This window comes from Pseudoxanthomonas sp. UTMC 1351, from assembly GCF_040948865.1.
Taxonomy (GTDB): domain Bacteria; phylum Pseudomonadota; class Gammaproteobacteria; order Xanthomonadales; family Xanthomonadaceae; genus Pseudoxanthomonas_A.
This window is the reverse complement of the sequence record NZ_JAVGJT010000038.1, coordinates 1-20,795: the sequence shown is the minus strand read 5'-3', so window position 1 is coordinate 20,795 and position 20,795 is coordinate 1. Positions and strand designations below refer to the sequence as shown.

Genomic DNA, 20,795 nt, shown 5'->3' with positions numbered 1-20,795 from the left:
GAGCTTACGTTGGACCGTTCTCACCTTGCCAGTACGTAAGACGCATCACTGTTTGAGACGTAGGCTCGGCAACCAGCGCGGCCAGCTCTATGCTCATATGATCATTATCGGCAAATCCATCAGCGGCAGTGCGCACTGCCGCACTCATGCGGCCGCTCATGTGTAAAACATGCGATGAAATGATGATGCTCATATGTGGGGGCATATCCAGCGGCCATAACGCTGAACCGTTGGATCAGAAAGCCTTGAACGGCGAATAGGCGAAATTAGGGATGTACTGAACAACTCCCGCGTGATGTTGGACTACAGGTCTATCTGAGGAAAGCGGTGCATAGATGACGCAGATGACGTTCGGAGATGCGGAGTGCGCGGGCAAGCGCAAGCAGACGTGGCGGAAAGCGTTTTTTTTGCGCAGATGGAACGGGTGGTCCTGTGGAAGGCGCTGCTGAAGTTGATCGCCCCGCACCACCCGAAGACGAGCCATCCAGGTCGTTAGCCGTACGCGCTGGAGACAATGCTACGCTTTCATTTCTTGCAGCAGTGGTGCGCCTTGAGCGGCCCGGCGACGGAAGAGGCGCTATACGAGATCGCTTCCTCACCAGTTCGCGAGGTTGTCGCTGATGGACCATGAGACGCATCGGGTCAAGAAGGGGAACCAATGGTTCTTGGGTCTGAAGGCGCACATTCCAGAAGAGGCATTATCGGGGAGTGGCCAAGAACAATGCCCAGTTGCGCGCTGTTCGCGCTGTCGAATCTGGTAGATGGCCAAGCGGCGAATCCTGGCCAACGCAGGGGAGGTGCGGCTGTGAGATGGAAAATCCTGCTCGTGTCGTTCATGATCGGGCAAGTGCTGCGATGAGACGGTCCTAGTGGGCATGCGGTGGGACGCTCCAGCGGATGTTTAGTGGTTCTTTAAGCCAAGGCAGCGCGGCGATGTTAATCGGCCACGGCCAGTCGCTTAGGAGTACGTCGTACATATCTGGCTGGACATGCAGGACAGTCGCATCGAGGTCGGATTGCAGCCATCCTGGACGCTGCAGAAACATCTGACGCACCGCACGGTTCCCTAGTCGGGACCAGGCGGGCAACTGACCGATGACGGTTTCCAGCCAGTTGTCGATGACCCCCATGCTGTTGTCGTCGGGTTCGCAATGCAGCGGCGGTTCCAGCAGCGGCAAACCACACAGGAGTTTGCTCAGCGATAAGCGGTCGTCGTCCGTTTTGGCGTCCGCCCAGGCGAGATGATCCATGCAATGGGCGGCGCGTCTGCATACGTCACGATCGATGAAACGATCCTCATCGAGGAGTCCCAGCTGTCGGAACAAGCCGGGTAGCAGCGGCCAGAGTAGTGTTACGCCCGCATTGGCGACAGGTCGAAGCGCAGGCTGGGTGTGTGGCATCGCAGCGGGTAGCGTGATGATCTCCATGTTCGACCAGGTCTCAAGGCGCCGGAAGGCGGCCGGCGCTAAACGATGGCGCAGGGCCACGCGAGTTGCCGGATGTGTCCACAACGTGCGCAGCCAAGCCGCCATGACAGGCGAACTGTCTTCGTAATGCTCGAACAGCGCGTTGAGCAATGGGCCGCAGTGCGGCGATACTTCAATGGTGTCACGCGGGGCTGGTTCCGGCATCGGAATGCTGGGATGCTTTTGGAAGTAGTGCAGGGCGCAGATGCGCAAAGTGTCGGGCTGCGCGGTGGCGACGCTCATCGGCAGAAGCGGAGCAAAAGCTCGGCAAAGCACCACGATCGTGCCCGGTTGGAGCGTTCGCGTCATGATTTGCGAATTTCCTCCCTGGAGGACGCGCGCCGCCAAGTGAGTCAGCCAGAGCTGCGACTGTTGTCCAACATCGGCCAGCAGCCACGCATCCGAACTGCCGGATATCCATGTCGTGCTCCCGTCGAACAACTCCGTGCTGCTCGATGATGGGTGCGCCGGCGGTCCCGGTTCCAACGCTGCCAACCTGTGTTCGCGCGAGCCGCCTTGGCCGGGGCGGGCAGCCGACGGCCCTGGCGCCTGACAGACATCTCGATCGTGGAAATTCCCCTGCCTCTGTGGCGGCGAAGACATCGAGGACATCAAGGCGCATGGGCGCGATATCGAGTCCCTCGTTTTCAGGGCCGAAGATCCTTCCGGATGCGCTTGTTCCGTTGCAAATGTGGAGGAGTGTCTTGAGCCTCGTGCGGCAGGCGGGGCCGCCATGTGTCCGTTCATCGCTCCGGCGTGCGCGGTATCGGCCAGCGCAGCCGACAGCGCTTCCGCCAGGCGCCGGCAGAACTGCTCCGGGAATGCGTGCCATGCGACCTCGCCGAGGTCCAGCGTCAGCGTGTCGATAACGCGATGGACGTCGGTGCGGCCCGTGTCATCCATAACGGCGGCGATCAATGCGCGCAGGCGCGTATGGAAGAGCTGGCTGCAGGCTTCCATGGAGTGCTCGGCGATGTGCGGTGGCACATCGATGGAAATCGTCAGGCGATCGATCCGATGCGGTGTCATGTGTGATCCGACGGTGCCGTCAGTCCGCCGTGGTTTCCATCGGAACGAAGAACAGGTTGTTCTCGGTGATGACGTCACGGTGCCATTCATCGCCGTTGTCCCCCACGACCTGCGACTTCTGCGCCTCGGTCGCGATGGCCATGGCACCGATGCCGGTAAGCGAGGACGGTAGGCAGCCGAGCGTCAGGGTGCGCAGCAGGTTGTACGAAGCATCCCCCAGCGCTCCCGCGCCATTCTGCCAATGGGCGTAGTTGACAGAAAAGTTGCGGAACTGATCGTGCGGTAGCCAATGGACCAGCAGCGCGGTGTTGGAGGGCAGTTCCTCGAGGATCGTCGAGGCCACCCAATCGTTCGTGGAATAGGGGTCGGTCGTGGCTTGGTTCAGGGTATCTCGTGGGAGCACGGCGCTCACCGCGAAGGAAAAGCGATCGCTGGCCGCTTCGACACCTTCGCGATACCAGTAGTACGAGGCCAGCCGATCGTCCGGCGGGAACGCGCCGCCGTCGGTGCGCTGCACCACATAGGTGTTGGCGATTATGTCCATCGCCACGATTTCTCCGCGCAGCGGGGGCTGCGTTACAGCGAGCGCTCTTCTGGAGAAGGTGGGTGCCGAGGCCTCGAGCACGATGGGGTCTCCGACATTCACCAGGGCGGGGTAGGGACTCTGCGGGCTAGTGGTCAGGCGCTTCTGGTCATCAGTCAGGCCACTCTGGTCGTGCGCATATACGACCGGGTAGTACATGTCCTCTAGCCAGACATCGCAATTCTTCCAGACCACGTCGTTGGCTGGGTCCAGGATGCGTGCGATGTTGCGTTGAAGTTGTGCGTTGGATGAGACATCTAGGAAGAAACGTTGCCCATTGGGCGGGTTGTTATCCACGAGCGAAATCATCAATGCCCGGATGGGAAGCGTCCCCTCGTTCACCGTAACGAACAGATTCACAAGCTGGCCGATGCGGAGCACCGGGAGGCTTTCTGCGGGAAGCGTGATCGTCAGATACGTCACGGCGCCTTGCGTGATCAGGGCGATGTTGGCAGGCGTTTGCGGTGCGTCGAATATGGAGTCTGGGCGTATCGGCATCAGCGCACGATGCTCCACCAAGTAGAACGGCAGTTGGTCTAGCGGCACGGTGTCGCTGAAGATCTCCGCGCCGCCGATGCCGAAGCGCGCTGCGATCCGCCGCTGCATCGCCGACACTATGCCGACGCGCACGTTGGAGCGGTTGTAGGTCAACTCCGCGACCCTTGCCAGATAGGCTTGCTGTGAGCGCATGAACTGCTTCGGCTCGACCAGGAAGTCCCGCTGCGCGACCGCTCCGCCGAAGTAGCCGAGCAGATAGTCGACGTAGGACAGCTCCTTGTCCATGTCGTGGCTGCAGGCCTGCAGATAGAGCTTGAGTGCGATGACGCAGTCGCGGAAGACGTCGCTATCGACACTCGGTTCCGCAAAGGGCCACTGCATGCCCCAAACGACGTCGTTCAGCGCGCGCTCGAACGAGAGCAGATTGGGAAGCATTGCCAGTTGCTCGCACCCGTTCGCCAGCAGTTGCTCGAACGCAAGCAGGAACTGGTGGAGCTGGGTCTGGGCCGGCGTTGCAGGCGGTTGCAGCAGTGCGTAGCAGGGCGGAAGCTGATGGGTGGCCGGGTAGTACCTTGCCGGGTCACGCCAGCGTCCGTACGGCATGATGTCCGGAGTGTTCAGGATGAATGCCTGCGTCGGAAGCTGCTCGGCAATCTCCTCCGCGCTCGCGGTCACCTTCATGCCGTGCGCGAAGAGCTGGATCACAGCGCCGTTGGCGAGCATGTCTAATGGGCGCTCGCCCCACAGGCGGGGATACGTGCCTGCGCGCGACCGCCAGATCCAAGGCTCCCCATCCACCTCATCCTCAACGGCGAATGAGCGGATACGCTTGACGCCTTCGACACCTAGCAGGTCGTTGACTAGCCGGGCAAGGTTGATGGTGATGGGGCGGGTGAAGTCCGTTGGCAGCGGAAGTTTCGGAATCCAGCCATGCCGCAGTTCCGGCCCCTCGTAGATTGCCTCGTTCGACAAACCTTGCGCCTGCAGTTCCTGCGTGGAGTAGCGCTGGACGGGAGCTGTAACGTAGTTCTCGATGACGGTATAGATGTCGGCGAGAATCGAGGCGGTGGAGGTTGTGGTGTCGAGGTTGTCCTGAAGTTCGATGACAGCCTTGACGATGATGTCGTCCGGTTCTACCCAGATGATGCGACTGACTGCTTCGCAGAGATTCCGGTGCCGCAGCAGGAAGGCTTCGAGCGCCGCCTTCGCCGCGCTGTTATCAGGTTGCGTTACGCGCGAGGGTTGGACGAAGAGGTGGTAGTTTCCCTGAAGCGTCAGCTCCGTGGAGCCATCGGTCGGGCCGGGTTCTACGAAGCTATACTCTCGAAGGTCGTGGTTGTACCAGTAGTGGTATCGCACGTCCTCGGGTTCGCGCATCAGGCACGCATTGACGAAGTAGAAGTCCCCGTCGTCCGTGCCCGTGCTGTGAAGGTCGAGGATCGCCTTGCGGTAGTCGTCTTCGGAGATCGGGCTGCAGGTCAATGCCTGCTGCGGGCCGAATGCGGTCGGAAAGATGCCGCCTCCCAACGCCTGTAAGGGTGGTGGTGGCGTCAGTAGGTCGGTGATAGGCAGCGATGTGCGGTAGGCAAGATCCGAAGCGTTATAGCAAAGCGCTTCGAAGAGCGTGATGCCCGGGTCGTGTTCATCCATGTCACTCCAGATCGAGCCAGAGTACGCCCTTAGTGCCGAACGTGCCCGAAGTAACAGCGTCTCGAAGTCGATGGCGTGCCGAACGTGAGGGAACAGCGCACTCTCATTGTCCATCTTGCGTTCCTTTTCGGATGCGGTTGTGCCGCTTTTCCGACGATAGAATCATTCAGCAGGCCGATCGGCAGGCCATGACAGGATCAGCGCTTCATCGTCGTTGCCGACGATGCCGTGGGTGCCGTGATCGAGCGTCAGGGAAATCACGTGATCCACTTGCGGCTGCTCCTGGATCTGCGCCATGACATCGTAGTAATCCAGCCGGCTGGCCAGGATCGCGGCGGGAAGCGTGCCGAAGGCCCAAGGCATGTAGCGGCGCTCCAGTGCCTCGCGCACCTGGCGGTGGCCGTAGTCCGGATTGACGCCGGGACGGAATCGGATGGCGTAATCGATGGCAACGTCGCGATAGCGGGGGTTGTGGACCACGATGTTCTGCCAGGGCGAGGACTGCCTGCGCAAGAACGTGGCCATGTCGTCCAGCGTCGCCTCGTTTAGCATTGGGCGCAGCGGGTCGGCGTTGTCCTTCTCGGCGGTGAACGGGATCACGATCAGACGTTGCTGGTGTTGTGCGGGCAGAGTGCGCTGGTTGGAGCTGTCGGGCGTCACAACGCCGAAGACCGACGGGAAACTCGTCTTGACGAGCTCGATCATGTCCTGCCACGTCAGCGCACGATTGCGATGAGACAAGCGCTGGGCCGAGCGTTCGAAGAAGCTTTCCGTGGCTTCTTGCGGCCTTCCTCCCCACGAGGGCCACGGCTGCTGTGTTCCTGTCAATTCGGGAATGCTGACGATCGGATAAGTAATGGTGTCTGCCGCAAGCGGCTGCGACAGCGTCTCCGCATCTAATGTGTCCGGTGCGAGCAGGGTTGCGGTCATTCCATTGGTCAGTACACCGACCACAATGGGATAATTGGACGTGCCATCCGGGGTCGGCGCGCTATCCATCCGAGCGCGTACCCAGAAGCGGCCCGCAGGCATGGAAAGAGCCGTATCGCTCGCGTCCGAAGGAAGCACGGCGGACCAGCATCCGCTGCGAAACAGGCCCGTCGTCCTATCCACGACCGTGGCATCGAGGGAGACCCATGTGTTGAGCGCATTGAGGTATTGCCATTCGATGTGCAGCATCGTGGCGCCCAGCAATTCCCAGAACAGCGAGAGCGATTGCCCGGGCCGGATTCCCGAAAAACCGAGATACAACCGGGTCTCGTCGACTGGTTCCTGTTGGACGCCGTATCCGAATGGCGTCAGTAGGTATTGATCGAAACCTGCGGTGACCGCAGGCGCTGCGTTGACGGCGATTGATGCGATCGGCGGCAGCGAGGCCTGATCCTTGCAGTTGATCTGGATCGCGGGCGCTTCGAGCGTGAGGCCCCCAAGGTCGAGCGGCGGCATCGCCGGCCCGGTTCCACCGGAGAGCTGGAATCGCAACATGTTCGTCGTACCTGGAGGCGTGTTGTTGGTCAGCGGAAGCCAAGTATCGCCACCGCTGATCTGCGCCTGGCTGATCAGCGCGCTATCGATGCTGGCTGCCAATGTGAACGTAAACGTGCCTTCCGGAACGGCCAGCAAGTCGCCGGAGACAAGGCGGCCGGTGAGGATGGTCTGATCGTCCGGCGTTGGCACGAACAGACGCATGCCGCCTTCCGGCCAGGGCTTGTCTTGTGCCTTGTCGAAAACGATGCAGGATCGGGCGAGCCCGATCGGCGCCTCCGCGTCGCTTGGACACCAACACCAGCGCAGATCCGTCCATTCGCTGCGGTTGGCAAGCAGCGAACGGTCCAGCGAGTACTGAATGGGCGCGCCGTGACGATCCTGACCGGCAGGGAAGAGCGTGTTCTCCGGAAGTAGGACTTGCTCCGACCCTGCCGCTATTTCGAACGAAAGCGCGACCTTGGCAGATTCGGCTCCTCGCTCGGCCAGCCCCAAAAACTGCTGATAATAGAGCCTGCGGTGCGTGTGCGGGAAGGTGTTGAGCAGGGCGCGCGGGGTCTGTAGCATCTGCAGGAACGCAAGCAGCATGGCTTGCTGGGGTAGCAGGCGTCCGCCAGCGATTGCCCGATCGCGATATATCCCTGCCAGTTCTTCCGGCGTCGTTCCGCCCATGAAAAAAAAGTCGGCCCACGAGGACGCGACACCAGGTTCGTTCGGATCCTTGAAAGGAACACGCCTGGTGTACTGCTCAACGAACGTCAGATCGGACGTGATGGAGCGGTCGTCCAATTTGAATTGCGCAGTGGTGCCAAAATCGTGCAGCAGATCTTCCAGCGTCGTGGGGTCGGTCATGGCATGGCCTGCGTCGGTTTTAGGGGCCAGTGGTGCGCGTTCTAGCTACTACGCGCCTTGGCGAAGCTCTGTGTCGCGATGAACTGTCCGGCGCCCTTGCTTGGCGAGGGGAATGCTGGATCCGGTCTCGGTGGAACACCGGGGCTGATCGCAGGAACCGTAGGAGTGAACAAGGCCTCGAACTGGGTTCCGTCGATGATCAACGCCTGGCCGCTTGTCACTTCGTTCGCGAGCTGGTCGCTGTTCAAGGCGGCGATCGTGATTGTGCCCTTGCCATTGGCGTATGTCGGGCCTGAGGGGATCACATAGTCGGCGGAGATCTGCACCTTGCCTTCGTCGCCCGCGATGCAAATCTTCTTGCCGCCGATGCTGGCATGTCCCTTGCCTACGATCCGGGCTGGCGCTGTGGCGGTGACCTGCCGGTTCCCGAACATCGCATCGAACTTCAGCGTGTCGCCGCTTACCACGATGGGCCTCATCATTGGAATTCGCTCCTTCCGTCGGCGGTGTCGAGCAGGCCTTCGACCTTTGTCGAGAAGTCGCTGCCTCGTAGTCGATAGGTCACCTCGATCTGCAGCAGACTTGGGATGATGTCGCCTTGGCCAACGTCGATATTGGCAATCTCGGCGCGTGGCTCCCATTGCAGGACGTCGTCGACAATCTGGGATTCGATTTCGGCCGTCAGCGCGGAGCTGATGTTGGCGAACATGAACTGATTCAGGTCGCATCCGTAGCCGTCGCGCATGATTCGTTCGCCTGGAAGCGTGCTGAACAGGATCAGCAGGCTCTGCCGTACATCCTCCATTCCGGCCACCATGCACGCGCCATCGGCGAGCGTGAACCGAGGCGGAAACGCCCAGCCTCGCCCATAGACCTGTTCGAGCAAATCGTTCATTCCGGATCCTCGGTTGCTACTATCAGCTGGTCAGGTCGATCTTGTCGGCCTTGATCTCGACGCCGGCATCGGACTTGCTTTCGATTGTTACACCGGCCTTCAACTGCACCTTGTCCTTGTCGGTGCTCAACACTGCCGAGTTGGCGGTCTTATCGAACGTAAGCGACATCTTCTTGCCCTTTTCCGTGACGATGATGCCTTTGACCGCGTTCTCCTTTGTCAAGGGCAGCGGCGCCTTGTTCATCGGGTTGTGCATGGATCCGATGACCAATGGGAAGTCCGAGTCCGCATCGAAGCAGCCGACGACCACTTCGTCCCCTGGTTCGGGATAGAACGAGAAGCCGCTGTCCTTGCTGGCAAATGGCAAGGATAGCCGGGCCCAGATCACGTTGTTGCTGTCACCCAATGCCGACAAGGACACCCGGATCCGATTCAGATTGTTGGGATCTTTCTTGAAGTCGGCGACGACGCCGACGTGTAAGCCATCCATTCGCGGCCATTGAGTTCGAGAGCCGAGGGGCCTTGGCATCCCGGTCGAGAGTTGCGTCGTCCAATCAGCCTTGCTGAAGACATGGGTGATCGCGGTGATGATCGCCCTGCCGTCGAAATTCCGGCCGAACCCGGATACGCCAAGCGTCTGTCCCAGCTGATAGCCGTTGGTGCCGCAAATCTTGAATTTTCCTTGCACGGCCGTTTCCTGGATCCGTTGAAGCGCGCCATTGGCCATCGTCTCAAGTGTCTCCCATGTGACGGAGGTGCTCGTGCCGATGACCCATGGCATGTCGTTCAATGGACGTTGGTCTTTGGGATCCATGGCCTGCGCACCGAGCGTTTCCGGCTTGGCGCGCGCGGAAATGGTTTTCTGCCGTGCGATATCCCAAGCGGTCAGTGCCAGGGCATTGGGCTGATGCTGATTGTTGAATTGCCAGCTTGCTTCAAAGATGGGGTCGCCGCTTTCTCCGCTGGATAGCGCGTTGACGCTATTCTGCTCCAGCGTGCGATCCGCTTTGTTCGACAATCGTGGCAGGGCTATCGTGACCTTGCCGGGTTCGGGAATGAGCCAAGCGCCGCCTTCATCGATCAGTTGCCGGATGCAGAGCCAATCCGAGCAACGGAACTGGATGAACTGCTCCTGCTTGGTGTTCATCCGCGCTCGGTCCTGGAGCGGAATGCCGTGCTCATGAAAGTACCGCTGGATCATCTCCGATGCGCTGATGTCGGAGAACACTTGCGAGCGGCAAGTGCTGTCCAGCCTGGCGATGTTATGCTGCAGCTTCAACTTAAGCGTTGCGGAGTCTTTCTTCAGGTCAAGCTGCTGCGCCACGATGACGCCAGAGAACATCACGGCCGAGTCCGTGGCGTCAGCTTCCTTGATCGAGATCGAGGCCGGACTCCCCGGTTGGCACAGCGCGATCTCACTGCACTTGCTGATGTCCAGCGCGTTGCCGGCGGTCGACAGCGTGATTTCGGCTACGGGCACAGCGTTGACCCGATGCTCGATGGAGATCCAGCTTGGCCGCAGCGTGCTCAGACGTTGCGGCGGTTGTCCAACAGAAATGTCGACGGCTGGCATCATTTCGCTATCCTCCTTCCTGGCTCGGCGCTTGGAGAACCTGTCCGGGAGTGATGTCGTTTAGGTTGTCGAGATCGTTGCTCCAGGCCAAGGTTAGATAGTCCGTTCCACCGGCAATGCCGGCGCTGGCAGAGGCGGCCATCAAGGGCAGTCCGCCCCCGCCGGGAGGTACCTTCAGGATCCTGGTAGGCGGGGATTTCAGGCTTTTCTCTGATTCCTGCAGGGCGAGGCTCGCGTCGGCGCTGACGACCAGTGTCGCGGCCGCTCGTAACGGAGTCGCATCACGGTCGAACAGGGTGTACCTGTAGTCGAGCGACAGCATGCGTCCGGAGAAATAGCCCTTACTTGCCCACCGCATCTTCCCCCATTTGATCTTGAGGAAGTGCGGCTCACCGCGACTCGGATTGACGTCATAGCAAAGTTGGCGCAGTCGCGTGAGCTGTTTGTCGATTGGCTTCTTCTTGCCCGGCATGCGGGCGTCGAAGACGAGCTCGAGGCTCAGGTTGCCGGGCTGCGTGATCGCGTAGTTGTTGCTCTGGATGCTGCTGTTGATCGAATGATTGTTTTGATAGTTGGTCGTGTAGTTCAGGTGCATGGCGTCGGGGTTGTACATGGCGGTGAGCGATCCGACCTTGTGCCGCAGCTCTCGATCCGCAAATGCAGTGATAGAGAGTTTCGCCAGCGAGCGTTCCAGGCCAATCATCGGAATACGCCTCCGTCTTCCCTGAGTTTGTCCAAGATGGACTGCGAGATGGTTTCGATCAGGCGGGCTTCCTCGCTCTTCTCCTGAGCGATAGAGCGCGTCGCCGGGGACCAGGTGGGTTCCATCGACGATGCGACCCTTGCGTGGATTACGAGTTCCCTGATTTCGATGGTCACGCCTTGATCCCCAGCCAACGCATGCTTTGGTAGCGCAATGTCAGCGAATTGACTGCGATCGTTCCGGCGTTGGCGTCCAGGTCGCAGGTTTGCCAGGACACCGGCAACGCGTTGCTGATCGTCCAGCTGCACACGGGTATCGACAGATGATTGAGCAGCAGGATGACGACGTCTGCATAGGTGACGCGTCCGCCGCTCAGGACCTGCTCGAAAACCATAGTTAGCGGCGTCACCGGGACCACGCCGCGCTGTAGAACCAGCGCGCCGTGGCTGATTTTGTCGGCCAGATAGAGGTTAGCGGCATTTTCCCCGCCTCGAGGCTGCATGGTCACATTCAACTCCCGGTTGAGCCCATTGATTCGCTGGAAGGCGATGTCCAGCGGGCTCGGGATGCCCGAGAACAGGAAGGTGGTCAGGAAGCGCGTGGTCGGCGCCGGTTCGAACAGGTAGTCCACAATGACCTCCGACAAGCTATGTGAGCGATGCGCCGGTGCCACCGGGCATGTCGAATTGCAGACTGAGCTCGATGTGCTCGGCGGGGTGCATTGCCGCAATTCGTACTCGCGCGATCATCTTTCCGGCAAGGAGGTCGGCCTCGGTCATCGTCTCGTTCAGACCCAAGGCCACGTCAAAGGCCTCCTGTTCCTCGGTGCCACGCAGGCCGCCGTCCTGCCACAGCCTGTGCAACCAGTTGCTCATCTGGCCCTTCACTTTGAACCAAGTGATCTCGTTGTTTGGTTCGAACACGAACATGCGCGCGAGCCGCGTCAGGTTGAGCTCGATGTAAGAGAGCAGGCGGCGCAGTTGGACGTACCGCATCGGCGCGTCGGGCGACGGCGCCAGCGTGCGACATCCCCAGGCTCGTGTTCCCCGGCCGGGGAAGCTGCGGATCAGGTTGAAGGGCGCCCATAGTCCGCTCGGTTCCGCCAGGAGATGCGACTGCGTTGTTTTGATGACATTGGCCAATTCCAGATTGGCGGGTGCCGACCAGACTCCCGAAATCTCATCGTTGCGTTCGATCGTTACGGCCAAGGTCGTGGACGGGGGAATTACGACAGCGCGTCGGTTGTCGGCGTCCTCGACGATCAAACGCGGCCAGTAGGCGGCGCCCCATTCCCCGCCGGGATCCGTGAAGTCTGCGAGACACGCGGCGAGGCAAAGCGGATCGTCGGGTGTTTCGAGAAGTCCGAACAACCCGGGTCGGCATTGGCACAAGCCCAGCACGGCGCGCCATGTCTGCTGCCAAGACGCCGCGTCGGCATCCGGGATCACGACGGAATCCGGCACCATGATCAGGGTGATGTGGGGTTGTCCGGAAATCGCCTCGCGAAGACGGGCGTCAGAGAGAGCGAGTACGAAATGCTCGTCGATTTGTGCGGTGTCATAGGACCCGAGGGATAAAGCGAATCCGCCGCCGCCCCCGTTGTCGAAGTAGTGCCTGACTGCGTAGTACAGAACGCAGGACGCGGCCGCACCCGTGGGGTCGGGTGGTCCGCCGAAAACGTCCAGATAGGAAGAAAAATTCGGAACCACCTGCAAATCGAAGGCCGAACCACGTTCCGTGTACCCGATGAACAGGGGAATCGCGCTGCCGACGTCCCCTTGCGGAGAGGCCAGTGCTCGTTCGGTAACGACGACACCGGGCTGGGGGCTCGGCATGGGATGTCTCCTGGTAGGTGTAAGGTGCTCGCTCGGCCGCGTCACTAGGTTCAGTGGCTCATGTCTTGCGTGAACTGTAGGATGATGAATTCGGCCGGGCGTACGGCCGCCATGCCAACCTTCACGATCATCAGGCCGTCGTCGATCTCTTCCCGTGTCATGGTGACGTCCTTGCCCACTTGCACGAAGAAGGCTTCGGACTCCTTGGCGCCGGCCAGAGCGCCCTGTTGCCAGAGCCTATGTAGATAGTTAGTGATCGCAGCGCGAGTCAGTTCCCAGGTAGGCTGATTGTTGGGCTCGAACATAGCGGCGTTCATTGCGATCTTGATGTCGCGCTCGGCGGCATTGAACAACCGGCGCACGGAGATGTAGCGCCATTGGTCGCTGTCCTCGCGGGTTCTTGCTCCCCAGACCGTCGGGCCGCCAGTCTCGAAGACTCTGATCATGTTGATGGCATTCGGCCCCTTCGTGTAGCGACCTTGCAGGTCGTCGGTGACTGGATACTTCGGCAACACGCCGCCTCGGAGCGTGACGTTGGCGGGCGCTTTCCAGACGCCCCGCGTGAGGTCGACCATACTGTAGATGCCTGCCATCGCAGCGCTCGGCGGGATATCGACGTTCGACCAGGGCGCCTCGAGCCAAGGGTAGTAGACGGCCGCAAAGGGATTGTTTCCCGTCGAGATGGCGCCTGCGCCCGTCTCCGTCGAAGGCCGTGATTGGCCGCTATCATGCTTCGCAAGGGTGAATGGCTTGTTGTCGAGATCGTCTTCCGGGCCATCCAGAATCGCGAACAGGGTGTTGCCGTTCCTGCACAGTTGATTGACCGCACTGGTGATGTCCTGCCCTGCAGAAACAATCAGGGTGACGTCGATCTGTTTCGGAATCTCTTCGATCAGTTGGTTTGCGGGGATGAGATAGCAGCGGCCGCCGCCGTTCTCGAAGTAGATCCGCATGCAGACGTCCAGCACATTGTCTTTGTCGAAGGCGCCTATCTTGTTTGTGTAGTCCATCCAGGACGAAATACGCGTATTTTCGGTGAAGCGGGCATCATTGTCGTCGATCGCGAACGCAGGAATTGCGGTCGCATTCGGCGATACCGACAGTGAAAGGCTTTGTAGCTCTTGGATGTAAACGCCTGGATACGTGGTGACGATAGTCATGGCCTTCTCTTCGCAAGGTCGGGTGAGTAGTGCACGTGTGCTTTCAGTACGTCTGGACGGTGACGCGTTCTGCTTGCAGGACGACTTCCTGGAGCGAGACGTCATTACTACTCGCGTCCAGTGCCGGAGTCGTCAGCGAGGAGGGGAATGCATTCGCCACGTTCCACGTGACGAGGTATTCGGTTCCTGTCTCGTTAGTGAGGCTGATCATGATGTCCCGCTTCTCGACCTCGTTTAGGGAGATGGAGCTGATCCACTCATAGAGCGCATTCTGGCCGCGGAAGACGCCCTTGCGCAACGTGATGGTCACGGCATTGGGGAGCCCAGGCATCCTGAAATAGTTGCCGATCCCGTCGCGGTACTCCATGACGGCATACGTGATATCGAGCCCGGATACGCTGCTGAATGCGATCTTCGCGTCGTCGATCGCGACGACGAAGCGATAGGATGGAATGGGATATTCATTGGCAACTTGGTCGGTCGTTAGGGTCATGTTCTTTTCTCCCGGATGAGGCTGTCGCTGTGCACGAACAGGGGTTCAGTTTGGATATCCGAGGTTCAACAGAAGGTGTCCCCCGCGGATTGTTTTGACATGCAGTAGTAATCCAGAGCCCACTCGTAAATCCCCTTCGAGGCTTCGCGTAGGCGCGCCAAGTCATATTGTGTGCTTGTGCGCGCCAGGTCCGGCCTGGCGCGTCACCCTCGGCATGGCTCGGGTATAGCGAACGAACTCCGCGGGTCCGATTTTCGTGGTGCCGCGGCACCTCGTCCGTCATCAATCCCAATCCCGTCGTGAGATCCGGTGCCGACGCCAAATGCCCCCGCGGGCGACATGCCAATGGCCTACCCGGGTCGCGCACGATGCGGCTCGAACTTCGCATTGAGCCGCGCGATGGATGTCGGCACACCGCGTAATGCCAAGCCTCTCGTCGAGAGGGGGCGCCTGCGCAGATGGTCGGGTGTTTGCAGGGAAGTGTGATCATGACGATGGGGAAGTTAGCAACCGATTCTGGTACGTCGCCAGTACGAATACGGGGTCATGTTGCGACGACGGAGTCTTTGGGTTCCGATCGACGAAGAGAGGTGGACATGCTCCGGGACTCGTAAGCACTTCCCGTATTTGAGCATAGGAGGAAGTCTATGAGCACCCAACGTTTTACCCCGGAATTTAAAGCAGAAGCCGTTCAACAGATCATTGACCGCAAGTATTCCGTCGCTGAAGTTTCTGCGCGGCTTGGCGTGTCAGCCCACATTCTTTACAAGTGGGTTAAGGCCGTTGCCCCGGACAAGACAGAGAAGCAGGCGAGGTGAAGAAATTCATCAGGCCGTCGCAAATCTACAATGCTCATGTGCCGAAATGAAGCGCGCGATCAGCAGGCCAGTGCGGCGCGACACACTTGCATCACCGTAACCTAGACGACAAACACGGACAGCCGCAGATCGTGCAGGGTGCGGCCGTAGAGCTTGGAAGCTGGCATCACGATGGCATCCAGATGCCGGGCATGACGCGTGTCGGCATGCGCGAGGTCCACGGCCCGAGCTTCATTCCACCACGCGCGCGAGTTTCGTGCCTGGACGGCTGCCGTCTTGCCTGGATACCTCGCGCTCCAGGGCCTTCAGCCGCGCCTGCTCATCGCTGGCCGTTCCAGAGCGCATACCCCGATCTCGCTCGGCCTGTCGCACCCAATTGCACAGCGTCTGCGTTGTGCATCCGATCTTCCCGGCAATTGAGTTGATCGCCGCCCACTGCGAGGCATGTTCGCCCTGGTACTCTAGCGCCATCCGAACCGATCGCTCTCTCACTTCTGGGGAATACTTCGTCTTCTTGCTCATGGCTCCATCCTCTCAAAGAGTGGAGCCTCCAGAAAAGTCGGGGCGGTTCACTCGCGAGCTTGGTTGAACTGCGGTGCGAACATAATTTATTGGGAAAATTGCCCTCTGATCTGCACTCGCTCAAGGTGCTGGTATGTCACGATGACCCATTAGCCGAGCTGCCGGATCTACCGAACCACCTGGAGCGCTTGAACGCCGCAAATACCAGGATCCACGACATCTCTGATTTGTCGCGCGATTTGCGCTTTCTTGATGCAGCCAATTGCCGGATTGACTCGGCACCTCAAGCTTGGCCAGGAAACCTGACGATTCTCTCGTTGCGAGGAAATCTACTTACCTCGTGCCCGGCGTTGCCGGAATATCTGTATCAGTGTGATCTTCGCAACAATCTGCTGACGCAATTGCCGATCAATGCCGATGAGTTTGATCCAAACGCGAAACCTCGGCATTTTTTATATTGACGGCAATCCATTGGGTGAGCCGGGCAGCCCTGCGGAGCGACGAGTAGATTGAGGCGAGCGCGAGCGTCGTCGGTCACATCTTCTGAGGCGACGCTCGGAAGGGCGAGCATCTCGCCAGTAAGATCTCACCAGGCCGACCTCTCGAAGGGATGGCGAACAGGCAGGTTCAATGGCGAATAGGCAGGCTTGATTGCGCTGCAATCTGCCGCAAATAACCTCAGGACCGATGACCGCTCCTAAGCCGGAGCCTTCAGCGTCATCCGCAGCCAAACCCAACCCACCAAAGCCGAAACCACCGACGCACATAGGACACCTAACACCGCGGCATCGATCAGATGGCCACCGGCCCGGCCGAACGCCAGGTTGGTAATGAACAGGCTCATGGTGAAACCGACACCGCACAACATGCCCACGCCTAGCATCGCCTTGAAATCCATGCCAGCGGGATACTTCGCAAGGCCGATGGTCTGCGCGATGACGGCGGTCGCGACGATACCGATCGGCTTACCTAACACCAGACCCAGTAAGATACCCAGCGGCACCGGCGCCATCGCATCGCTCATGCTCAGCCCGCCCAGCGCAAGCCCCGCATTGGTAAAAGCAAACAGCGGCAGTATCAGATAAGCCACCCAGGGGTGGAGCGCATGCTCCAGCGCTTCCAGGGGAGAAGTTTCCGAGTGGGAAGTTTCTGAAGAGGAAGCGACGACGTTTTCCTTGCCTTGCAGCGGAATCATCAACCCAGTCACCACCCCCGCCAGAGTTGCGTGTATGCCTGACTTCAACACGAAAAGCCAAACCAGAGCACCCAACAGCAGATAAGGCCACAGCAGCGTCACGCCGCGCCGGTTAAGCAGCAGCATCAAACCAATACCAGCACCTGCCCACGCCAGCATGCCGATGGAAAGCTCATGCGTGTAGAAAATCGCGATGATCAGGATGGCGACCAGATCGTCGACCACCGCAATGGTCGATAACAACAGCTTCATGCCCAACGGAACCCGCGGCCCCAGCAGCGCCAGAATACCGAGCGCGAAGGCAATGTCGGTGGCGGTGGGAACCGCCCAGCCACGCATCGCCGTGGCATCGCCGTGATTGACGCCCCAGAACAAAAGCGCCGGTGCGACCACGCCACCGATAGCGCATAGCACCGGCAACATCATCTGATCGCGGCTGGACAACTGCCCGCTCAACGCTTCGCGCTTGATCTCCAACGCCACCAGCAGAAAGAACACTGCCATCAAGGCGTCGTTGATCCAAAGTTCGGCGGCTTTCATCAGGCCAAAGCCGCCAACCGAAAATCCGACCGGCAATTGGCGGAACTGTTCGTACACTTCATGCCAGGGCGAGTTAGCCACTACCATGGCCAATGCCGCCACGGCCATGAGCACGATGCCCGCCGCTGCCTGCAAGCGGAAGAACTCGCGCAATAGGTCTCGCGCGCGCGCAATAGGATTAATCGATGCCATGCGGTAAGTTTAGCAGGACTCGATTACTTCAAAACGGAAATTAATCGCGATGTTCCAAAATCGTTGAGCTGTTACCGCGGCGGGGGCACCTATTTTCGGAATGGTTGCACTGCCCTCACCGGGACCGTGCTTCCGAAAAGGACCCATAGTGAATATCCATCCAATACATTCCGTGATATGTGGCAGGTCTGTCAAACGAACTGTATAGCCTCGGTGGTAGTGGCGCGCACAACTCCTGGTGATCTTGAAGCTGGCACCGTTGTTCGGATTCGCCGTCACGGGATCCGAGCTCAAGAATCGCCCGATCTGCGGATCATAATAGCGCTGCTGCATATACGTCAGCCCGGTGGCCGCCTACGGACCTATTTCCGTCGCTCCAAGTAGATGCCTACAAAGTGCAATAACAAGAGAAAAAACTGAAAAATTAAAAATGGATACAAGGCGAATCTGAAGGCGTACTCCAAACCACGAAGATGCAGCACAAGATAGATCGCCAGAAAAAAATCCCCCCTCCGATCTCGTATACGAGAAGCGCCCTGGTGGATCTCTTCATTTCTTCTTCTCCAGGTCTTTTTGCGCAGCGCCGATGCCTGTCTGGGCGGCCGCCTGACCAGTCTGTGACCCCGCGGCCTGCGTAAACCCCTGTCGTGGAATGGCGGTACCGGTGGATGCGGTCGTGCTAGCAATGTTTGGCACGCCTGGAGCTGATGAAGAAGCCATACGTTGAAGAGTTCCCTTAGCCGCTGCTCCAGCAAAATCTCCCGCAGTAGCGCCTATTGCGCTTGCTGCAGCGTTGCCGACTGCTTGAACTGAGACTGCAGTACCTACACTTACTGTACCTCGATCGACTGCACCCACTAATGCACCGCCTATACCACCGCTAATGGCGCCTGCCGCTCCTGCAACTGCTACTTCCACCTTGTTCACTGGTTGCCCTGGATTTACAGCTTTCTGAATTGCATAATCAGCAAGCGCTCCGGTGGCACCCCCAAGAATGACAGGAGCTGCAAATAAACATACCGGGCGTCGGCCATCCGGATCGGTGAATGCATACGGATTGTTGTAAGCATATGCATAGCGATTGAAGTGCTGCCACTGCCCGTCGTAGGCCGTCACCGGGTCAACCGACAGGAACCGCCCGATCTGCGGGTCATAAATAATAGCGCTGCTGCATGTAGGTCGGCCCCGTGGTAGCGTCCTGCACATGCCCCGTGTAGCCGGGCCCATCCGCCAGCACCGGCGTCAGCTGCGCACCGAACGGTTTGTACTCGCGCCGCTCGACAATATTGCCGGCCTCATCACTGACGGCCACGACCGAACCTAGTGCGTCGGTGTGGATGTGTATCGCACGGTTTCTTCCATCGCCTGCGCCGCAAGCGGACGACCGAGCAACGCGAGGCTCAGCGCCATTAATCCCCGCTTATTCCTGTTCATGGCTTACTCCCCTGACCGGAACACCGCCTTCGATGATCTCCAGTCGCTGCGTCACCGGGTCCGACCAGGGCGAGCATCCCGCCGCATTGCAGGCCCGGACGACATGGGCCGGGGCACAATAGGCAGAGCTCATCTGGTTGATCGACGTGGCGACGGAGGTGTTCGGCCCGTTGTACTGATTCTGGTAGAGCTGCCCATTGCTGTAGGCGGTCAGTTCGTAGCGGTCCGCCTGCGCCACCGGCGTCCAGCGGACGGAACAAGCAATCTTGATCGGCGAGCGATCGGTTTGCATTTTCACCGAGGAGGTAGTGCTGGACGCCGCCGGTGGCAGCAGCACCTGCACACCCACTCCACCGGAGTACGGTCCACACCCGGCCGCGTTGCAGGCGCGCACCCGATACTCCCAGGCCCCCATGCCGCGACCGGACACCTCCGCGCTGGTGGCGCCATCGTTATGGATCAAGTTGAAGTGACCGCCGTTATTGCCCGCCCCGTCCGCTCGGTTGCCCCCGTTGGAGGCGCTGTTTCCGAGGCAACCGCGCGTGAACGGTGACGCTTCAGGGTTTAAAGGTTCGAGGCGACACGTTCTGACAAAGCGCTATCGGTGCGAACCTACGTGCGAACCTGGGCAGTGCGAACCAACCAGAGTGGATGCCGCCGTTTGGATACCGGCAGGCATGATTTCCACAAAGAAGGCGGTTTTCCGTGGTAGCCGGCGTGGCAACCATCCCGTGGTCCAAAGGCGCTTGGCACGACGCCAGGGCTCTGGCATGCGATGCAAGCCGATTAGGACGTGTGGCTGGCACGCAAGACGCTCCGGGGGCCAGGTGCAGCGCATCGCCGTTGCCGCCGGCCCGTCCCACGGCATTGCCCGCTTGACCGGCCCCTAAAACCAAGAGGCCGCCCTGAAGGCGGCCTCTGGTTCCTGCAGGGCCAGACCTACCATGCGTACTTCACCCCCAATTGCGCGCTCACATCGCGGTAGGAGCCCTCGCCCTCCTGCATTGCCAACTCGCCCCAACCGCTCAACCGTCGGCTCATCTCCAGCACCACGCCGCCCTTGGTCTCGTAGCGATTCTCGATAGCGGCGGCACTGAACGCCTGCCCGTCGAAGGTCAGGCGATTGTCTCGGCCCTGATGCAGCCAGTTGACTTCGACAAAGGGCTGCACCCGATTACCGGCGCCGAGCGCATGACCAAACAGGCGGGCCCCGATCCGGGTCACCAGGCCGCCCGCCTGATCGGCCTCGATGCGGGTGCCGTTGGCCTCGGTCACCGTGGCGGCCCGATAGTCCGTGTAGGTCAGCTGCACCTGCGGCTGCACGTACAGCGCCGAGGCGGCACCGTCGTACACGCGCCAGCCGTAACCGGCTTCTACCGACGCGGCCGTCGCCCGTGCGTCGTAGCGCTCCTGGCCCAATGCGGCGCCGTCCACGCTATGTCGGTACTGGCCGTGCTGTATCCAGCCGCTGGCATAGGCGCCCTCGCTGGCCTGCGAATCCTGGAACCAGTTCGCGTAGATGCCCAGCGCGGTGCCCTGGACCTGGCCCTGGGCGGTGTAGCCGGTCTTGCTCGAGCGCACATGGCTATTTGCTTGTCCATGCGCCAGCATCAAGCCCAGTCCGGCGCGTGCGCGCCGGACGAGGTCGACGCCCAGTTGCAGCACCGAACGGTCGCTGTCGGTAGTCAATTGATCGTGGACGTTGCCGTAGTCCACCTGGTGTTGGCTCACACGGACCCAGCCGGCTTGGGCATCGGATCGGCGGGCGCCCAGATGGTCGTTGGCACGATGATCGAACAACTGCACGGCGGCGGCCTGGTTGGCCGCATAGGCCGCAATTTCCGGGCGCAGGACGGGCATGCTGCCGGGATT

Annotated in this window: 19 protein-coding genes and 4 pseudogenes; 3 read left to right on the top strand and 20 right to left on the bottom strand. The window is 60.1% G+C overall.

Translation table 11 applies throughout. The features are described from left to right. Positions 1-4: 4 nt before the first annotated feature. Positions 5-193 (bottom strand): hypothetical protein, encoded by a 189-nt coding sequence (locus AB6O04_RS19120; protein WP_368565948.1) that lies wholly within the window; start codon positions 191-193, stop codon positions 5-7. Positions 194-335: 142 nt separating this feature from the next. Between AB6O04_RS19120 and AB6O04_RS19115 the strand changes: the two are divergent. Then, a pseudogene (locus AB6O04_RS19115) lies at positions 336-686 on the top strand (transposase); the annotation flags it as partial. A 180-nt stretch (positions 687-866) separates the two neighbouring features. On the opposite strand, the gene AB6O04_RS19110 reads toward AB6O04_RS19115, so the two are convergent. The 12 genes and pseudogenes from AB6O04_RS19110 to AB6O04_RS19055 form a co-directional block, all read right to left on the bottom strand. Beyond that, the gene (locus AB6O04_RS19110) at positions 867-1,814 is read right to left on the bottom strand and encodes a contractile injection system tape measure protein (protein ID WP_368565966.1); all 948 of its coding nucleotides are present in this window, start codon (positions 1,812-1,814) and stop codon (positions 867-869) included. A 426-nt stretch (positions 1,815-2,240) separates the two neighbouring features. Then, positions 2,241-2,426 (bottom strand): annotated as a pseudogene (locus tag AB6O04_RS19105) (contractile injection system tape measure protein); the annotation flags it as partial. A gap of 88 nt (positions 2,427-2,514) precedes the next feature. Further along, positions 2,515-5,340, bottom strand: a complete 2,826-nt coding sequence (locus tag AB6O04_RS19100; protein WP_368565946.1) for a hypothetical protein — start codon at positions 5,338-5,340, stop codon at positions 2,515-2,517. Positions 5,341-5,388: 48 nt separating this feature from the next. After that, positions 5,389-7,500 carry a hypothetical protein gene (locus tag AB6O04_RS19095; RefSeq protein WP_368565944.1) on the bottom strand — a complete coding sequence of 704 codons (2,112 nt, stop codon included), beginning with the start codon at positions 7,498-7,500 and terminating at the stop codon, positions 5,389-5,391. Between the two features lie 104 nt (positions 7,501-7,604). Next, a complete protein-coding gene (locus AB6O04_RS19090) occupies positions 7,605-8,045 on the bottom strand; it encodes a hypothetical protein (RefSeq protein WP_368565942.1) in 441 nt (146 codons plus the stop codon). Next, the gene (locus tag AB6O04_RS19085; protein ID WP_368565941.1) at positions 8,042-8,458 is read right to left on the bottom strand and encodes a GPW/gp25 family protein; all 417 of its coding nucleotides are present in this window, start codon (positions 8,456-8,458) and stop codon (positions 8,042-8,044) included. The genes AB6O04_RS19090 and AB6O04_RS19085 overlap by 4 nt, the downstream gene beginning before the upstream one ends. A 22-nt stretch (positions 8,459-8,480) precedes the next feature. Then, a complete protein-coding gene (locus AB6O04_RS19080; RefSeq protein ID WP_368565940.1) occupies positions 8,481-10,034 on the bottom strand; it encodes a phage baseplate assembly protein V in 1,554 nt (517 codons plus the stop codon). A gap of 4 nt (positions 10,035-10,038) precedes the next feature. Further along, the gene (locus AB6O04_RS19075) at positions 10,039-10,734 is read right to left on the bottom strand and encodes a hypothetical protein (RefSeq protein ID WP_368565939.1); all 696 of its coding nucleotides are present in this window, start codon (positions 10,732-10,734) and stop codon (positions 10,039-10,041) included. A gap of 172 nt (positions 10,735-10,906) precedes the next feature. Next, positions 10,907-11,365: a phage tail protein gene (locus AB6O04_RS19070; RefSeq protein WP_368565938.1), complete on the bottom strand. Its 459-nt coding sequence runs from the start codon at positions 11,363-11,365 to the stop codon at positions 10,907-10,909. A 16-nt stretch (positions 11,366-11,381) separates the two neighbouring features. Then, positions 11,382-12,569, bottom strand: coding sequence for a phage tail sheath C-terminal domain-containing protein (locus AB6O04_RS19065; protein WP_368565936.1), 1,188 nt, complete (start codon positions 12,567-12,569; stop codon positions 11,382-11,384). Positions 12,570-12,619: 50 nt separating this feature from the next. Beyond that, positions 12,620-13,729: a phage tail sheath family protein gene (locus tag AB6O04_RS19060; RefSeq protein ID WP_368565935.1), complete on the bottom strand. Its 1,110-nt coding sequence runs from the start codon at positions 13,727-13,729 to the stop codon at positions 12,620-12,622. A 43-nt stretch (positions 13,730-13,772) separates the two neighbouring features. Next, positions 13,773-14,222, bottom strand: a complete 450-nt coding sequence (locus AB6O04_RS19055) for a phage tail protein (protein WP_368565933.1) — start codon at positions 14,220-14,222, stop codon at positions 13,773-13,775. 647 nt (positions 14,223-14,869) lie between these two features. Between AB6O04_RS19055 and AB6O04_RS19050 the strand changes: the two are divergent. Beyond that, positions 14,870-15,037: pseudogene (locus AB6O04_RS19050) on the top strand (transposase); the annotation flags it as partial. 288 nt (positions 15,038-15,325) lie between these two features. Here the strand turns inward: AB6O04_RS19050 and AB6O04_RS19045 are convergent. Further along, positions 15,326-15,562 (bottom strand): annotated as a pseudogene (locus tag AB6O04_RS19045) (transposase); the annotation flags it as partial. A 59-nt stretch (positions 15,563-15,621) separates the two neighbouring features. On the opposite strand from AB6O04_RS19045, the gene AB6O04_RS19040 reads away from it, so the two are divergent. Further along, positions 15,622-16,023 carry a hypothetical protein gene (locus AB6O04_RS19040; protein WP_368565931.1) on the top strand — a complete coding sequence of 134 codons (402 nt, stop codon included), beginning with the start codon at positions 15,622-15,624 and terminating at the stop codon, positions 16,021-16,023. A 236-nt stretch (positions 16,024-16,259) separates the two neighbouring features. Here the strand turns inward: AB6O04_RS19040 and nhaA are convergent, their stop codons facing one another. The 6 genes from nhaA to AB6O04_RS19010 all read right to left on the bottom strand — a co-directional run. Next, positions 16,260-17,489: a Na+/H+ antiporter NhaA gene (gene nhaA, locus AB6O04_RS19035; RefSeq protein WP_368565929.1), complete on the bottom strand. Its 1,230-nt coding sequence runs from the start codon at positions 17,487-17,489 to the stop codon at positions 16,260-16,262. Positions 17,490-17,498: 9 nt separating this feature from the next. Next, positions 17,499-17,831, bottom strand: coding sequence for a hypothetical protein (locus AB6O04_RS19030; RefSeq protein ID WP_368565964.1), 333 nt, complete (start codon positions 17,829-17,831; stop codon positions 17,499-17,501). A 207-nt stretch (positions 17,832-18,038) separates the two neighbouring features. Then, complete coding sequence (locus tag AB6O04_RS19025) at positions 18,039-18,605, bottom strand: hypothetical protein (protein ID WP_368565927.1); 567 nt, start codon at positions 18,603-18,605, stop codon at positions 18,039-18,041. A gap of 34 nt (positions 18,606-18,639) precedes the next feature. Then, the gene (locus tag AB6O04_RS19020) at positions 18,640-18,801 is read right to left on the bottom strand and encodes a hypothetical protein (protein ID WP_368565926.1); all 162 of its coding nucleotides are present in this window, start codon (positions 18,799-18,801) and stop codon (positions 18,640-18,642) included. Between the two features lie 108 nt (positions 18,802-18,909). Continuing rightward, entirely contained in the window at positions 18,910-19,386 is a 477-nt protein-coding gene (locus AB6O04_RS19015) for a hypothetical protein (RefSeq protein WP_368565924.1), read from the bottom strand. 476 nt (positions 19,387-19,862) lie between these two features. Further along, a partial coding sequence (locus tag AB6O04_RS19010) for an autotransporter outer membrane beta-barrel domain-containing protein (protein ID WP_368565923.1) occupies positions 19,863-20,795 on the bottom strand: 933 nt, incomplete at its 5' end.

Excerpts from the sequence above, each read along its gene's own strand:
- AB6O04_RS19120 (WP_368565948.1), bottom strand. The coding sequence starts at position 193 with ATGAGCATCATCATTTCATCGCATGTTTTACACATGAGCGGCCGCATG.
- AB6O04_RS19100 (WP_368565946.1), bottom strand. The coding sequence starts at position 5,340 with ATGGACAATGAGAGTGCGCTGTTCCCTCACGTTCGGCACGCCATCGAC.
- AB6O04_RS19090 (WP_368565942.1), bottom strand. The coding sequence starts at position 8,045 with ATGATGAGGCCCATCGTGGTAAGCGGCGACACGCTGAAGTTCGATGCG.
- AB6O04_RS19085 (WP_368565941.1), bottom strand. The coding sequence starts at position 8,458 with ATGAACGATTTGCTCGAACAGGTCTATGGGCGAGGCTGGGCGTTTCCG.
- AB6O04_RS19080 (WP_368565940.1), bottom strand. The coding sequence starts at position 10,034 with ATGATGCCAGCCGTCGACATTTCTGTTGGACAACCGCCGCAACGTCTG.
- AB6O04_RS19075 (WP_368565939.1), bottom strand. The coding sequence starts at position 10,734 with ATGATTGGCCTGGAACGCTCGCTGGCGAAACTCTCTATCACTGCATTT.
- AB6O04_RS19065 (WP_368565936.1), bottom strand. The coding sequence starts at position 12,569 with ATGCCGAGCCCCCAGCCCGGTGTCGTCGTTACCGAACGAGCACTGGCC.
- AB6O04_RS19060 (WP_368565935.1), bottom strand. The coding sequence starts at position 13,729 with ATGACTATCGTCACCACGTATCCAGGCGTTTACATCCAAGAGCTACAA.
- AB6O04_RS19055 (WP_368565933.1), bottom strand. The coding sequence starts at position 14,222 with ATGACCCTAACGACCGACCAAGTTGCCAATGAATATCCCATTCCATCC.
- nhaA (WP_368565929.1), bottom strand. The coding sequence starts at position 17,489 with ATGGCATCGATTAATCCTATTGCGCGCGCGCGAGACCTATTGCGCGAG.